General features: G+C 44.1%; 8 protein-coding genes. All 8 read right to left on the bottom strand.

The window, feature by feature from the left end; genetic code table 11:
* A partial coding sequence (locus tag AB5542_RS06055; RefSeq protein ID WP_368243016.1) for a TolC family protein occupies positions 1-1,133 on the bottom strand: 1,133 nt, incomplete at its 3' end.
* Between the two features lie 118 nt (positions 1,134-1,251).
* Positions 1,252-4,374: an efflux RND transporter permease subunit gene (locus AB5542_RS06050; protein ID WP_288215270.1), complete on the bottom strand. Its 3,123-nt coding sequence runs from the start codon at positions 4,372-4,374 to the stop codon at positions 1,252-1,254.
* Between the two features lie 70 nt (positions 4,375-4,444).
* Positions 4,445-5,524, bottom strand: a complete 1,080-nt coding sequence (locus AB5542_RS06045) for an efflux RND transporter periplasmic adaptor subunit (RefSeq protein WP_270594414.1) — start codon at positions 5,522-5,524, stop codon at positions 4,445-4,447.
* 61 nt (positions 5,525-5,585) lie between these two features.
* Positions 5,586-9,077: an ABC transporter permease/M1 family aminopeptidase gene (locus AB5542_RS06040; RefSeq protein ID WP_279038417.1), complete on the bottom strand. Its 3,492-nt coding sequence runs from the start codon at positions 9,075-9,077 to the stop codon at positions 5,586-5,588.
* 314 nt (positions 9,078-9,391) lie between these two features.
* The gene (locus AB5542_RS06035) at positions 9,392-10,951 is read right to left on the bottom strand and encodes a PKD-like family lipoprotein (protein ID WP_279038418.1); all 1,560 of its coding nucleotides are present in this window, start codon (positions 10,949-10,951) and stop codon (positions 9,392-9,394) included.
* Between the two features lie 11 nt (positions 10,952-10,962).
* On the bottom strand, positions 10,963-11,742 hold the full coding sequence (locus AB5542_RS06030; protein WP_158571794.1) for a DUF4843 domain-containing protein: 780 nt from the start codon (positions 11,740-11,742) through the stop codon (positions 10,963-10,965).
* Between the two features lie 30 nt (positions 11,743-11,772).
* Positions 11,773-13,179: a RagB/SusD family nutrient uptake outer membrane protein gene (locus AB5542_RS06025; RefSeq protein WP_279038419.1), complete on the bottom strand. Its 1,407-nt coding sequence runs from the start codon at positions 13,177-13,179 to the stop codon at positions 11,773-11,775.
* 19 nt (positions 13,180-13,198) lie between these two features.
* Positions 13,199-15,619: SusC/RagA family TonB-linked outer membrane protein (locus tag AB5542_RS06020; protein WP_368243015.1), on the bottom strand; the 2,421-nt coding region annotated here is incomplete at its 5' end.

The raw sequence follows: 15,619 nt of genomic DNA, 5'->3' as shown, positions 1-15,619 counted from the left end.
CTATTCAAGCGACTCATTTCTTCCTCGGCCTTCGCCACCCGAACTTTATTCCGTCCCTCTCCCCAGTTGAAAATAGGTATCGCCACGGATGCCATGGCACTAAAAGAACCGGAATTAGAATCATCACCATTCAATTTCAAGCCACCGCCATAACCGTAACCCGCAGAAACACCCACTTGAGGCAGGAAATCGGCACGGGTCACGTTTATCTCCTTCCGTTTCATCTCCATCTGTTTCTCCAACATGTTATAATCCGGCCTTTGTTCCAGCCCGTCCGGCAACGCTAGCACACCGGGCGTTATCGTGGCCGATAGTGAATCGGTCAGTACCAATTCGGTATTCAAATCCAATCCCACCAAACGACAAAGATTCATTTGAGCCAACTGCTTTCCATGTTCCGCTTGCTGTAGTTGTAACAAGGCATCATTATATTTCACCTGAGCTTTCAACACATCATTCAACGGGGCCATTCCTGCCTGCTGAGCATCTTCCAAGTTCTTCACCAACTCGTTCACCACCGACTTGTATTTCCGGGCAACCAACACCAATTCCTGCACCCGAACACATTGCCAGTAAGCCTGTTCCAATTCGACAAGCACTTCCGAACGATTCAACCGAATATTTTCCTCGGCAAGCTCTTCCCCAAATTTAGCCGCCTGATGTGCCGCCCGGATTTTCCCTCCCATAAACAAAGGTTGTTGCAATTGAACCGATGCCATATACACCCCTCTCAAAGAAAGCGATAATGGTATGTCCGGTAGAAAAGCATATTCATGGAAGACCGGCTTTCCATCCGTCCCCATCACGGGTTTCCCGTCAGCACCGATGACAACATTGGGTTGCAATTTCCCGTCAGCATCAGGCACGTAAGTCGGCAGATAGCCCCCGCTTAATTTGTATTCCTGCTTTTTCTGATGATACAGATAAAAGCCTGATGCGGAAAGTTTCGGCAAATAATTTGCCCCGTATTCTTTCTTGGTCCACACGGCCTTCTCTTTTTGCTTTTCCGCGATAGCCAATTGTTTGCTATATTCAAGAGCCATCTCCCTGCATTCCTTTAAGTCCAACTGCCGCTGGGCTCGTGAAGGAGCAAAAGCCAATAACAACCCGATTGATAATATAATAAAACGCATAGTGTAAAAGTTTAGAGTTTAGAAAATTCTGTGATTGCCGATTAAATGATTCAGTGATTTATGGAAATTCTGCCCCGTGAGTGGCAATCCATTAATCGGCAATCACTAAATCACAAAATCATTCGGCTTTGATTTTAAAGAACAGCGAATAGAATACCGGCAAGATCACCAAAGTAATCACCGTACCGATAAACAACCCGCCCATAATCGTCACGGCCAAGGCCCCGAACATATCATCATTAATCAAGGGAATCATTCCCAGGATCGTGGTCATCGCTGCCAAGAAGACCGGACGCAAACGCGAGGAAGAAGCATCCAGAAGAGCCAGAAAACGATCTTTCCCCGATCGAATCTGTATATCCACTTCATCTACCAGTACCACCCCGTTTTTAATCATCATACCGACCAATCCCAAGGCCCCCACGATAGCCACGAACCCGAATTCCTTGCCCGCCAGCAACATTCCCAAAACAACCCCGATAATCGCCAAGGGTAAACAAAGAATAATCATCAGCGGCTTTTTGAAGTCCTTGAACAAAGCGATCAGAATAGCCAGCACCAAAACAATTCCCAACGGAACGTTCTTAAACAAATACTGCTTGGATTGCGTGCTTGCCAGATACTCTCCCTGCCATTCCGTGGAATAACCGGGCGGGATGTTCAATTTCTCAATCTTGGGCAGCAAACTATTTCGCACGTCATTTGCCGTGTAGCCGGGTGCGTTATTACACTGTGCCGATATAGAGCGTTGCCCGTTATATCGCCTGACCACCGGAACTTCCCACGAGGCGGTGATCCCGTTGGTCGCTTGGTTCAAAGGAGTAGAACCCACGACGGCCGTCATCACCTCATCCGTCGAAATCATTCCCATCATCAACTCCTTCACGGTTTCCAGACTCAACATATTCGTCGAAGGCACGAGGCTCCATACCGGAACATTATTCAAGCGCCCCGGACGTAACCCGTCTTTACCCATACTTTTAATATAAATCGGCAAATCATGCTCTCCCTCGTAATATGACCCGACAGGCAACCCGTCCGTGGTGGCCAGTAAAGCCAACCCGACATCCTCCCTGGAAAGGTTCGCCACGCGAGCTATCGGCTGGTAATAATCCACGTTCAGCACGGGCGTCATCGGCCCCCAGTCATTCGTCACCAACATCGTCGTGGAATCCTCATTCATCAATTCCTCCACCTCCCCGCACAAACGTTTCAACACGGCCGGGTCCGGACCGGAAATCATAAATTGTACCGGATAATCCATATACATCAAATTATATTGTTTCATCCGAACGTATGCCTCCGGGTAATGCTCCGAAAGGTAAATCTGCAATGAATCAATATTCGCCTTTAAGGTTTCGGGAGAAGTGAAGTCCACGATTAACTCCCCGTAACTTAAAGCGGGTTCTGCCACCGTTCGCACGAGATTATACCGGGAAGGAGTTCCTCCCAAACTAGTCGTAACGGCCGTAATTTCCGGACGGCTGGTTAAATATTCCTCGATAGAGGCCAGATCCCGTTTCACCGTCTGGGGATTCGTACCGTAAGGCATTTTATACTCTATATACAACTGATTATAGCTTAAATCAGGGAAAAATCCCTGTTGTACGAACCGGAACAGATAGATGCTGACAACCAGCAACAGGACGATCCCACCAATCACCCATACCCGGTGACGCACGGAAAACTGCAACGTATTCCGGAAAGCCTTGTACACCCGGGTATCGTACATTTTCGTCTCATCTTCCACCTCTCCCGGCTTTACCCTTAAGCCCCGGTCCGCCTGTATCGGGACATACGCCAGGGCAAGAATCCAGCTCAACCACAAGGATACGGCCAAAACGATAAACAAATCCCGGACATACTCTCCCGTGGTATCGGGAGATAAAAATATCGGTAAGAAAGTAAGAATCCCGATCGTGGTCGCCCCCAGCAAAGGCCAAGCCGTCTTCTTCGTGATATTCACCAAAGCCGCCGGTTTGGGAATTCCCTTCTTCAGGTCCACGAGAATCCCATCCGTGATCACGATCGCGTTATCCACCAACATTCCCATCGCCACGATAAACGAGGCCAGCGAAACCCGTTGCAATGTCCCGTGCATCATGTACAGCACGAGTAACGAACCCAACACGACGATCACCAGACCGGCCCCTATGATATACCCGCTCCGGAATCCCATGAAAAGCATGACCACCAAGATCACGATAACCACCGATTCGATCAGGTTCACCATGAAGACGTTAATGGCACTTTTCACCCGTGCCGGTTGAAAGAATACCTTTTGAAAATCAATCCCTGCCGGAATAATATCTTCTTTCAACTCGGCCAGTTTGGCATCCACCTTTTTCCCCAATTGAAGAATATTCCCACCTTCCTCCATGGCAATCGAAATCGCTATTGCCGGCAAAGTATCATATAACAAACCTTCCCGTTCCGGTTTCACGTAACCCCTCGTGACACGAGCCACATCCGACAAGCGGATCTGATCCTGTTCGTGTCCCTTAATCAAAAGATTACGAATATCGTCGATCTCCTTGTAAGCCCCGTTCACGTTCACCCGCACCCGTTTCTCCCCGCTATCGAAATAACCGGAGTAAACCGTTTTATTCTGCCCGTTCAGGGTCATGATTATTTCTGCCGGATGCACGCCCATGTTGGCCATCTTATCTTCCAAGAACTCCACGTTTATACAAGACTGACGTTCTCCATACACGTCCACACTGCTCACCCCGTCAATATCCAACACGGAACGACGAACCAGTTCCGCGTAATCCGACATTTCCTGATAGTCAAAACCATCGGACGTCATGGCATAAAACATCCCGTACACGTCCCCGAAGTCATCCATCACGATGGAAGGTTGGGCCCCATCCGGTAGCTGAGCTTGCGCTCCCATGACTTTCCGGCGTAAAATATCCCACTTCTGCTGCAACTCTGCCAAGGGAACCGTACTACTCAATTCTACCATAATCTCCGACACGTCATCCATCGAACGAGAGGAAACATGATCCAAGTCCCCCATCGAACGAATCGCCTTCTCCAATACATCCGTCACTTCCAACTCCACCTGATAGGCAGAAGCTCCCGGATAGGCCGTCACCACCATAGCCTGCTTCACGGTTATCGCCGGGTCCTCCAACTTACTCATCGTGAAAAACGAGTATATCCCCCCAACAACCAAAACGAAAACAAAGAAGTAGACAAAAGCTCTATTCTTTAAAGCATATTCCGTAAAATTCATTGTATTTTGTTGCTTTGCAACGTTGCAAGTTGACCGGTTGCAAGTTGCAGGTTAATTTAGTTTTCAATATCTATAATAACTTGCCGACATTAGAAGAGGACACGGGAGGTAGTAAACGGACTTTTTGCCCTTCCTTCAAACCGTTCACCCCGGCAGAAACAATCCTTGTACCCGAGGCCAGATCCGATTCCACGATGACTTGCCCGTCTTTATCCAGTTCGACAACTTTCACGGGATTCATCCTCACGGTTGTTTGAGTTGTATCATACACCCACACGTATGATTGGTCCTCTTTTTGAAATAAAGAAGAGATCGGGATAATAGATAGTCCCTCCTGGCCCGGCTCGAAACGAATGGTCACGCTGACACTCATGCCTGCCGCCAGATTCAATTTCTCATCCGGCTTCATCCGGAAACGTACCCGGAAAAGTTGATTATAATTTGCTTGTTGTGTTATATCCAGTAATTCCAAGGGAATCTTTACACCCGGAAAGACATCCGCCTCGCAATAAAACTCCTTAAAGCTCTCCCGACGAATAAAATCACTGGATGGAATATCAATATTTACCTCGTAGTAATCATTATTAATCATCGACAACACGGGAGTCCCGGTATTCACAATCTCGTGAGCGTCAAAAAACTTCTTCTGGACATACCCGTCGAAAGGAGCCTTCAACTTCGTATCGTTCAACGCATTCAGATTCGCGTGATACAAAGAGGCAATCCGCTGCTTTGCCGCCACGGCCTTGTCGTAATCATTCACGGGAACACTTTTCCGGTGATACAACTCGATCACCCGATCCGATTCCTCCGTCACCTGCGTGTACTCCGCTTTTGTCGCCTCGTACTGCAATCTGTAATCCCTCGGATCAATCTCCGCCAACACTTCCCCTTTCTTCACGAACTCCCCCACTTCAGCGTTGAAACGTAGAATAGGTCCCGCCACCCGGAACGCCAACTGCACATCTGAAGCCGCCTTGATCTTCCCGGGATAGGTCGTACTACACTCCCCATCATACTTCTGCACCTCTGCCGTCTTCACCAATTGCGAAATCTCCAAGCCCGGAGTAGCCCTCCGACAAGACATCGCAACAAGCAAAACTCCCGAAACAGAAGCCCACTTCAATACCGAAAACACTGTCTTATTCATATATATAAACTTTTAAATCGAGTATATATACTCAAAAGGCCGTGTTAAAGTTTCTATAAAATCATTTATCCCCCATATAAACCCACTTGATCGCATCACCAAGAAGAACCTGATCCTTGTTTCCCTGGTCCGTCAGCACGATTTTACATTCCCCGGCAGGCAACTGAAATAGCCCCAGGGAAACCCATCCCACATGCTCTTTAATATCAATAGAAACCTCCTGCTTTTCCCCTCCGACATCCACGATATAGTATTGCTTTACCTCTTCCGGTTCTGTTTCTGTAACAGAAAAAGCCGAAACAGTAAAGATTCCACTTCCCCGGCCACCTTTCTCCTGCTCTTCAATCCGATGGGCAAAAACCTTCGGGGGAATATATGCCAGAATCTCGTACTCACCCTCACGTTCAACCCGGGCAGTCCATTCCATCTTCGCTTTACTCCCCTGTAACATGAAAGCATGAGTAAGCTTATTCAACCCGTATGCCTCGGAATTAATCATGTGCCTCGGAACAACTTCAACCCCTTCCCTTATCATGAGATTTGAACCCATCTCATACCTCGACTCACTCAAAGGAGAAATCAGATTTCGTAGCCGTTTCCGAGAAGGAGGCGAGATCAATTTAAAATTCTCATCCTCGTTATCCACGATAATCTCCCCGGGGGCCGGCATGAAATAAGAACGATCCAGATCTTTCACGTACTCGGTCGTGTCCGTTGTTCTCGATATATTCGTCATCCCACGAACAAAAAACTTGATTGGAAGATTACTTGATACATTGGTAGTGAACGTCGATGTTATCCCTTTCATCACCACAGCTATCTGTTTGCCGGTTCCCGCTTTAATTAAAAAATTCCGGGTAACAACCTTCTCGCCTCGTTCGCTTTGTCTACGAGAACTTGTTCCTGAAAATATCATATCACGAGCCTCGAAAGAAACGACCCCATCAACATCGCTGTCATTGAAGACACTCACCGACACGAGAGACCGCCTGTTAGCCTGATCGCGTATAATGAAATCCCCCGAGAAAGAAAATTCAGAAAGACTACTCCCTTCATCTTCTGGGGAAGCGATATTTTCCACCTTAAAATCCCGTACAAAAAATACAGGGACCTTACGATTCTCGTACCATTTTGGCAAAACGTCCATCCAATCAACCCCGAACTCCTGAATAAACTCCCGGTTCATGTCATCAAACTCAACTTGCCGGAAACGATTTTCTCGAATGAACTTCGCCAAAAACGCCACAATCTGTTCCATGGGAACATCCTTCACACTCAACAAACGCAATAACTCACTCGTTCTCTCGTGTAAAAGAGTCGCCGTCTCATAAGGATTATCCAATCGATCACGAAAAAGATCACCCACGCTACGACCTGCAAAGCGTTCCACCTGGTCCGTCTCCGAATAAGAGATAAAAAACATATTCGATTTCTTTAACGCATCTGTCAGTATGGAATTAATTGCCGGATATTCAGCAGAATGTAATGCCATAGTCTGTTCATAAAACATGGGACTAATCGTGTACAAATTACCTACACTAGTACTGGCAACCCCGCTACGCCACAAGAGAGAAGGCGAAACAACCGAATATAATAACAAACTTGCTTGGTTTACATTATAACGATATTCATTCAAAAACATCGAAGATAACGATCTAGTCAAATCACTACTGAGCATATCCTCCGTAGAACTATAAAAAGACGATATCTCGGGCATCATTCGCTTTCTAAAAGCGACCTCCGCCTTATAATCATTCCACATCCCGATCCCCCGTTCCGGCAGAAATAACATACCGGGCTGGGCCATTTCACTTCCCCCTTTATTAGGACGGGCAAAACCGGAAAAAGAGACCGGAGTCTCCACCAAAGTCAATTGAGAATAAGGATACGTGATCCCCATCTGTTCCTCCACGTTATAACGGGCATCACGAATAATGGCTGGAATGGAATCACGAATTTCCTCGAATCCTCGCAAAAGCTTACCATGTCCCGCAAAAAGATAAAGTTCATATAATGTCGAATCAACTACAAGATCATACTTTTCAAAATTCCCGATACAAAGCCCCATCCCAGGCAAAGGAACATCTCCCGTAAAACAGACACGCCCTTCTTTCGTCTCCCGCTTTCCGGGAGCAATAACCGTTCGCCCATCTGTCGATGACACCTGTAACGAGTAGGAAGTAAAATCGGGCAAAACATCATACGGGGATGCCGGATTCACCGACGGTTGGGCTACCGGATACCAAAGACATTCCGGGGTAAGCACCGTGAAATCATCCCCAACAAAAGCAAACCGCTTTCCCGCAGTAGAACTATGCCCGGGAATGGGTTGCAATTGAAATAATTTATCAAAATCCACGTCCAAATAACACACCCGCTCATCAATTCCACCACTATACACCACGGTTAATTCCACATCCTCACCGGGTAGCAATTTCCGGGCAACCCGAATCACTTGATTCTCCCGTTCAAACGCCACGTCAGTCTCACCTTCTTTTATCGCGGATACCACCAAAGCCGGGTTCAAGTAAAGAATAATTTCCGATAATTCCTGATCCCCCTGATTTTTGACAAGAAGGGTACTCTTCCCGGACAGCACATTTCCCTTTTGCTCCACCTCCAAGGTATTCGAAACCACGTTCCCTTTCGGGAATTTTTGATATTTATTATAAGTTTCGGCATAAAGTTCCCGAATATTCTTCACGTTCTCCCGTGCCATGTAAACCACTCCCCCGAATAGAACCCCCAGCACCAAACAACCGACTCCCACGATCATCACCCGCTTCCGGTTCACCGGACGATTCGGCAAGCGTTGAAACATCAACACAGCCAATCCAGCAAACCCAATCCCCACAAATAACCAGCAAACCCGCTGCATGAGATAAAGGGCCATTCCCGGATGTCCCGTCACTTCAGAAAAAGCATTCGGTAAAGACAACCCGAAGGGATCAAAAAGCCCTTCTCGCACCTTACCCAACTGAAACAGAAACACCCCAAATACCACCAAAAGAATCAATATACTAAGTCCCCGGTGGCGAACCCATGTATGAATGAAGAAAGAGAAACCCAAGGCAAATACCAAAGCCGGAAAAATCATCGTGAGCCAGTAAAAAGGATAAAGCCAGAAATTAAAAGGAGACTCACTCGCAAAAATATGCAGCAACATCCCGATAACAAGAGAAATCCCCGCCATCGTCATAAAAGTCTTCGAGAATCCCAACATCATCCCCACCACGTAGTCCGCATTACTCTCCGGACGATAGTAAACCGTATCCATCGAATCCATCTTCCTCTCTTTCCCCAAAAAGGACCCTGCCAAAAAGATCAAGGGTACAATTTGTAAGATCGTGAATAGATAAGCATTTTCATGAGGAAGATAAGATGGCAACGTCACCAATCCACTATTTACCCCATAAAAAATATTGGTCTGCGCCAAGACCTGATAAAGTATAACAATCAGAAAAAGTAATAACAAAAACAGCCGGAACATCCAACTTCTCAACAACAATCTCGAATTATAACAAGCAACGGTTTTTAAGTTATGAATGTCCATAGCACTGTATATTAAGTTATCAATAAAACGCCACACACGACTATACAATGATACGAATAATAAGAAAGAAATGCAAACAATGTTGAAAAAACAAAGAATAAAAAGGGGACTGTCCAAAAAGCCATTTTAAAACTCCCTCCCCCCTTCGGGGTACTCCCTCTATAAACAGAGGGAGAGTTAAAATACTCCCTGTCTTCGGGAAGAGTCACCAGCTCCTCCTCTGTTTATAGAGGAGGTGGCACGAAGTGACGGAGGAGTTTTTGGAAATAAAATGACTTTTGGGACAGCCCCTCCCTATACAACACTAACACGAACTATTGCATCGGTAATGCAAATCGAGCATATCCTTTACCAGCAGCAATGACAACAGGTTGTTTATTCGGCACCAATGTAGGAGAAAGACCGTCTCCCTCCAAAGGACAACTATACAATTTCCAACCGGAAGCGCTATTCGTTAATACGATCAAATTCGAAAAATCGCTTTCCTCTTCACCACTCTCTTCATTCTTCTTTAGTAATTCCGTTTGCTGTATAAAAGCAATTGTTTCCCCTACCGGGAACTCGTAAAAAAGTTCTTCCAACGATTCCCGATCCGACGCATTCTTCTGGTAATAAGACAATACATTACCTTTCGCAAAATAAATCGAATTATTCTGATGCGCACCATATACATCAGCATGGCAAATGCCTCGTTCTGAAGAAATCTCATCAAAATCCACGAAAGGATAGGATTGTCCATTAAAAGCAATATCCGCAAGATAGAATTTTTCCGGATCATTAATTCCCTTCATTAACGCCCAACCTTTTGTAACAGAACTAGCCCAAGTACGTTGTAACATACAAATTAAATCCTTATCCATATTGGAAGTCGATTCACCAACTTTACCACCATCTTCCGGCAAGAATTCCTCGACTTTGTCACTTTCAGAGCTTGATCCACCCATCACAAAACTTTTAGTTTCCCGACTAAAAAGCATTACATAAGTGTATGCATAAGCATGAAATAACATATCGGACGCCAACTCTCCAGGTCCTGTTTTACCGACACCAAATTTTCCTACATTACTAGACATTCCATAAAGTGAATGTAAACGCCCCGCATTTATCAGAACCATATCCCCGCCAGAGGCATCCATATTTTGAGGAGCCGCAACCGAAGGAACATTATAAAACTCCTCGTCAAAATTTTTGAACACAGACAAATTTCCCGGATTTAATGTTTTCATATCTTGTGTTGTCAAAATATGAAGAGCTTGCAAACTTTCTAAAACTGTAACGGTCCCATCCTCTGCCACCTCTTCATCCGTGTATCTACCATTCATGTACACTAATTTCACAGCCTCTCCCTTCATTCTTTCCCCTAATCTTTCTGTTAAAAGATTCTCCTGTACCGTACCATCCTCTTGAATAAAATCCATATCTGTCATTCCATTCTCATCCTCTAAAATAAACCATCCTTTGCTATACTCTGAGGTAACACGCATGAGGATTTTCTTTTGTACGGCAAGCCCCGTTTTTTTCTCCTTTGCCTCAAAAACCAATTGATATTGATTCCCCGCAGGATATTCCATCGTGAAAGATAAATCTTTAGTTGTTGCTAATGTATCCCTTTGAGGTATGAATCCAGAAGCATACAATTGATAAGTGTACCATGTAAACTGAAAATCATCCTCATTTTCAATTCCCGAAATTTTCGGCGTCAGCTCAATTTCCGAGAACAACATAAAAGAAGTATCTTTCGGTAATCCGTCAATTTCAAGCGGCAACACGCTGTTCGGATCTTGATAAGAATAATTTCCCTTATCATCATAACATGAAGTAGCAATCATCAAAATCAATACTCCTAATATCCATAGTTTATTTCTCATTCTCATAACATCAAACTTTATTTATCCAAAAATTTCACTAAAGTACCATCAGCCTCTCTCAATGGACGATCCTCATTCCGCTCGTCCGCATTATATTCCGCTAAAGCCTCGGCAGCCCGGCCCCGTAAATAGGTTTGATAAGCATAATCACTAATTCGATTCTCGAAATCAGTGAATCCGACATACCGCATAATAAACCACATTTTTTTTGCCCCCCAATCACCAAATATATATGAAAAAACACTATTCCATAATCTTGGTTTCGACGGCTTAGCAGTCATTTCCACCATAAAATGCGACAACGTATCCATTCCCACACTAAAATACTCGTTCGACTGAATCTCAATTTCCAAGCGCACACTATCTTTTTCTAACGATGGATCACGATAGAAAATCACGGGTAACATTCTCTTCACTTGCCCGGCAGCTATCGACACTTGTTCCTTCACCCGCTCATCATCAAAACCAATATAGTGCTTTCCCTCAACAGCTGCAAAAGGCTCCCCGACGTTCGTTTGCACGATCTTCATCGGACGCTCGTAGTCTGTTGGGAATCCCATAGTTCGGATATCAACCCAAACGGTATCCCACATTTGTGTATCCGGTAACACGAAAAAAGACCGTTTTACACTATCCGACTGCGTGTAAGAAGTTCTGGCCACGTTATCATACACGATCCCCTTGTAAAAATAGATTCGCGGATCATTTTCATAACGTATTACATCCTGTTCGTCACAACTACCTAAAAACGAACTCAAAACCACAACCAACAATATAAATAACCTATATCTTTTCATCACATTCATTTTTTCAATTCAACCAATAATTTAATCAAACATCGTTTGACTCTGTGGAATCGGAATCAAATAACCGTCTTGTGGCACAGTAAACGATGAAGGCCAAGTAAATTTCTCATAATTCCAACGTTTGTACCAAAACCACATCTGCCCCTCTCCCCAAAACTCTTTCCTATACTCCTTCTCTAAGCGTGCTTTCAACTTTTCAGAATCTGCCACATCATCCACCCACGAAAGAGTCACGTTACGCGCAATCAAATACTGATAAAAATAAGGCTTTGCCACATCCTGACTGGCACTCTCTGTCAAGATCAAATACATCTCGGCTAATCTCAATACGGGTATCGTATTAGGTGACTCAAAATCACTCCCATCCATATATTTCAAAAAATAGTTAACCGTAATCCACCAGTAATCCGGACTCTGTTTACTCTGCCAATAACGATTGGTAACATTACGAATATCTCCCGTAATATTCTCGTAAGCCGTTTGTATATAATTAGTTGATTGAGTTAACAAAGGATCTGATCCACTAAAATAAGGTTCTATGATACTCTGGTGATTCTGGCTATGTACTCCAAAGAGATGCTCTTTCAACATCACCAACCCTCCTGAAGAAGAATAATCATTCTCGGTAGCTAACGCAAATTTTTTACTATCAATGACCTCTTGAGCATATTGGGCTGCTTTCGGAGCGTTTCCAATCCACCGATAGTAACGAGCTTTCGCTGCTTTCACCGCATAATAATTAAATCGATAACCTCTGTTTTTCTGCCATTCGTCAGTCGGATCTTCTTCTGCCATAATCGGATCTCCCTTCAAATATTGTTCTGCCTCATCCAAATCCTTAATAATCTTGGTAATCACCTCGCTATATGTCAGCGTCAGCAATTTATTCGGGTCCTTGGTCAACTCTTCCACGTAAGGGATGGCCAACTGATTAGCTGCCGTCTCTCCCGGGATGGGACCAAACATACGTAACAATTCCAAATGCAAGAAACCGCGTAATCCCAAAGCTTCCCCTTTGATCAATTCATAATTACCATTTTGAAAGAGATTCTGATCCTTATCCACCGTTTTCAAAATTTCATTCAAATGCGCAATACAAGTATAATAACCTTTCCATATCTTCTCAATTAAAGACTCCACATCCTTCTGTTTATAATCCCATCTTCCCAAATAATAGTCAACCAACGACCTACTACTCGAAGGAATCGTCCACGTACGAGCCAACATCTCCGGAAAATAAAAACTTGTATTACATCCATACAACGGAGCTAAAGACAATTGGATATAAACACCGGTTAAGGCGCTCTTATACCCATCCTCACTACTCAGCAACTCATCCTCTTTCATTTCCGTGCGAGGATTCACATCCAACCAGTTATTGCATCCCATAAGGGCAAACAAAAACACGCTCAAAATTATATTTCTCATGGTTATTCTCATTTATAAATTAAAAACGGGCTGTCAAAGACAACGAAAACTTCCGTGCAAAAGGATAAGCCAATCCGCGTTCTTGCTTCATCGAAGACAAGCGGAAGACATCCTCCATATATCCGGCAACAGACAAATATTTAAGTCCTAAATGACGCTTACACCATGCCTCGTCCATATCGTAGGTCAAAGAAATTGAACGACACTCCAATGTATTCTCATCCATCACAAAACGTGAAGAGGCCTTCGTTGATGAAAAATCCTGTACACCTTTAAACAATGCCGATTCTCCCGGAGTTTTCCAACGGTCATATAAAGCCCGACGATCCGTGTTATAATAAGGATAAATATTCTCCACCTTACTCACCAACGTGCTATTATACTGTTGCCCCCCGTAACGATAACCCAAAATTACATTCAATGTAAAATCTTTATACCGTACCATGGTATTCAAATTCCCCCAAATCTTCGGCTCTGCAACACCACAAGCAACCTTATCCTTTGCATCCCAATCATATGTTAACTGCCCATCCTGTTTCACAAAAATTTCCTGACCATTACTAGGATCGATACCCAAAGAACGAACAGCGAAAATTGTATTCATCGACTGTCCCTCCTTGTACAAGAAACTCGGATTAGCCTTTTCCTCTTTCATCAATTCGCTATTCAAAAAGTCCAATGAATTGGAAATCTTCTTTATCACATTCTTATTATGCGCCAGTGTACCACCAACAGACCACAAAATCTCTCGTTGTGTGTTCCGAATCAAATAAGCATTTAACACCAACTCCACCCCCTTATTCACCACCTTACCAACATTTGCCTTATACGTGTCAAAACCGGCAGAAGAAGGTAACGTAATGTCCGACAACAAATCATCTGTTTGCTTATGATAAACATCTGCATTCACGCGCACTCGTCCACCGAACAATTCCGTCTCAACACCAACATTCAACTGCTTTGTTGTCTGCCATCCCAAATCCGGATTTCCCAACGCCATCATATACACGCCATTCCATCCTTTATAGTAAATATTACCATAATCCTTAAACGTCGTCAACGCCTGATACGGATTGAATGCCTGCGACCCTGAACTACCATATGACAAACGTAACCGAGCAACATTTAGAATATTATTATTCCTCATAAATGCCTCATTATGAATATTCCATCCCATACCGGCCGACCAAAATAAAGCATAACGCTTATCCGCACCAAATCGAGAAGAACCATCTATTTTTCCTGATAAATCTATAAAATACCGACGATCATATGTATAGTTGGCATTCAAAATACCTCCTAATCGACGGGCAAAGCTCTCGTTTCCATAAGGGGCTCCATCCTTTTCATAAGCACTCGCCATCCCTAAAAAATCCATCGTCGGGTTAGCAATCCCCTCCGCCTTAAAACGATACTCTTCTGACTTATCCTCTGCCACATTGTAGGACAACCCTACATACAACTGATGAACATCCTGAAATAATTTCGTGTAATTTAATGTTAATTCCGCATCATAATTTAATGACTCCACCGTACCATAAGTATATTCTCCTTTCCGGGAAGCATCCTTTTCCTCATATTCCAAATATTTCGTATGTTTAGCTGAGATATATTTATCTGATCGGTCATGTTGTTTAGACACACTGAATCGCCCCCGGAAAACAAAACCCGGCATGATTGTCCACTCCATGGCAAAATTATTACGTATCTGCGTGTACTTCTCCTCATCAATACTCGGCAAGTACGCATTCCACAGCGGATTATAAACTAAATTGGCAGAATTCAACGTCCCCATTGAACTATACACGTAATCCTCCAAAACCATCAACAAATTTCCCTCATCATCATAAGGCTTAAAATAAGAATTCACTTGCCCATACTCCGAAAAGTTACCATAAGGTGAATTTTTAGCCGTATTAAACGTCACCTGTAAATCATTTTGGAATCGGAATTGTTTATATTGATATGAAAAAAACATATTACCATTCAATGTATTACGTTCTGATCCTTTCATCGCTCCAGCAACATTATTGTATCCTAATCCCACGGAATAACGAAAATCCTCGGAGCCACCCTCCAATGATAAACTATGCCGATGCCCCACACCCGTCCGCACCGGATATTTCAGCCAATACGTATCCACCCCTCTCTCAACCTCCTTCAAACGCTTATTATATAAGTCAATAAGATCTTGTTCACTACTAGCATTTTCCGTTGAATACAATCCGGCAACTTTTTCAAACATCAACTTTTCCCGTGCATTCATCAAATTATAGGAAGTCAAATCCGGAGCCTCAATATTCAAACTTCCACGATAATATACAGTCAAACGCCCAGCTTCCGGCCGCTTTGTTGTGATCACAACCACGCCATTTGCACCGCGTGTTCCATACATCGCTGTTGCACTCGCATCTTTCAATAACGTGATACTCTCCACCCG

The organism is Butyricimonas sp. RTP31003st1_G1_RTP31003_210430, from assembly GCF_040920905.1.
Lineage (GTDB): Bacteria > Bacteroidota > Bacteroidia > Bacteroidales > Marinifilaceae > Butyricimonas > Butyricimonas paravirosa.
The sequence above is the reverse complement of the archived record's forward strand: the minus strand, read 5'-3'. Positions and strand labels throughout refer to the sequence as shown.

Excerpts from the sequence above, each read along its gene's own strand:
- AB5542_RS06050 (WP_288215270.1), bottom strand. The coding sequence starts at position 4,374 with ATGAATTTTACGGAATATGCTTTAAAGAATAGAGCTTTTGTCTACTTC.
- AB5542_RS06030 (WP_158571794.1), bottom strand. The coding sequence starts at position 11,742 with ATGAAAAGATATAGGTTATTTATATTGTTGGTTGTGGTTTTGAGTTCG.
- AB5542_RS06035 (WP_279038418.1), bottom strand. The coding sequence starts at position 10,951 with ATGAGAATGAGAAATAAACTATGGATATTAGGAGTATTGATTTTGATG.
- AB5542_RS06040 (WP_279038417.1), bottom strand. The coding sequence starts at position 9,077 with ATGGACATTCATAACTTAAAAACCGTTGCTTGTTATAATTCGAGATTG.
- AB5542_RS06045 (WP_270594414.1), bottom strand. The coding sequence starts at position 5,524 with ATGAATAAGACAGTGTTTTCGGTATTGAAGTGGGCTTCTGTTTCGGGA.
- AB5542_RS06025 (WP_279038419.1), bottom strand. The coding sequence starts at position 13,179 with ATGAGAAATATAATTTTGAGCGTGTTTTTGTTTGCCCTTATGGGATGC.